Source organism: Bradyrhizobium sp. GCM10028915, from assembly GCF_042666195.1.
GTDB lineage: Bacteria > Pseudomonadota > Alphaproteobacteria > Rhizobiales > Xanthobacteraceae > Bradyrhizobium > Bradyrhizobium canariense_D.
Genome location: NZ_JBHTFN010000069.1, coordinates 1 through 1,005, shown reverse-complemented (window position 1 = coordinate 1,005; position 1,005 = coordinate 1). Strand labels below are relative to the sequence as shown.

Sequence of the window (1,005 nt, the reverse complement as noted above, 5' to 3'; positions counted from 1 at the left end):
ATCCGGGCAAGACAACGTGGGGACCAGCCCACATGAGATGGCTCATGTCGCAGAAGCTCGAGCATCGCGAGCAGCGCATCGCATTCGAAGAGTTACTTGAGGGGGTACGCCAGGAAAGTGAGCGGCTGGAGCGTTTGGAAGATGCCATCCGCGAGGTAGTACCCGAGTGGTCGCTCGCCGAGGTTGTGTCGGCCCTGCAGGCGGTGCGCGGGATTGATCTCATTGCGGCTGTGGGGGTGCTGGCTGAGATCGGTGATCTATCCCGCTTTCAAAATCCGCGCGAGCTGATGGGCTATCTGGGTCTGGTGCCCACAGAAAACTCGACTGGCGACCAAGTCAAGCGAGGCGGCATCACCAAAGCCGGTAATGGGCGGGCGCGACGTATTCTTGTAGAGGCGGCCTGGAGCTATCGATATCCGCCGCGCGTGAGCCGAGACAAGCAGACAAAGGTGGAGGCCGCACCGAGAGTCGCGCGCGAGATTGCGTGGAAAGCGCAAACCAGGCTGTGCGGGCGCTTCCGCTCACTCGAGCGGAAGGGCAAGCGGCGAACCGTAATCGTCACGGCGATTGCCCGAGAGCTATCCGCCTTCATTTGGGCGATCAATCGCGAGCTCATGCCACCTCGACAGGCGTGACATCGTTGGGGGCTGTGGACCGCTCGAGTCGTGAGGTGCGCTCGACCGGCCCACAGCCCCCTTTTGTTGCAATCAAGATCAGGGGGCAGTCGCAGACATTAATCGTGCAGAAGTGAAGGCGGGACCACGGCAGGGGAAATCCTGAAATCCATTATGTGGCCGATCATCCGATCGACGCCCGACGCTAGACCAGGGACAGCCCCAGACGAAAAAACGGAAATGCGGTATCCAACCCGCGCATCAGAGCCTGTTCACCGACGTCTTTGAGTCCCGCCTTCTCCTCTGCACGATCCATCGGCACAAGAACTTCACGATGAGTCCTCGTGGAGATGAGAAACCGTGCGCTGTGTGCTTGACTGGGGACATCAGA

The 1,005-nt window shown here is 60.2% G+C and carries 2 protein-coding genes; one reads left to right on the top strand and one right to left on the bottom strand.

The genetic code is table 11. From position 1 onward, the window contains the following. The first annotated feature begins 44 nt into the window (after positions 1 to 44). Positions 45 to 635 carry a transposase gene (locus ACFQX9_RS33425; RefSeq protein ID WP_377791629.1) on the top strand — a complete coding sequence of 197 codons (591 nt, stop codon included), beginning with the start codon at positions 45 to 47 and terminating at the stop codon, positions 633 to 635. Positions 636 to 819: 184 nt separating this feature from the next. Here ACFQX9_RS33425 and ACFQX9_RS33420 read toward each other — a convergent pair. Continuing rightward, the coding region (locus ACFQX9_RS33420; protein ID WP_377791628.1) for a hypothetical protein at positions 820 to 1,005 on the bottom strand (186 nt) is incomplete at its 5' end.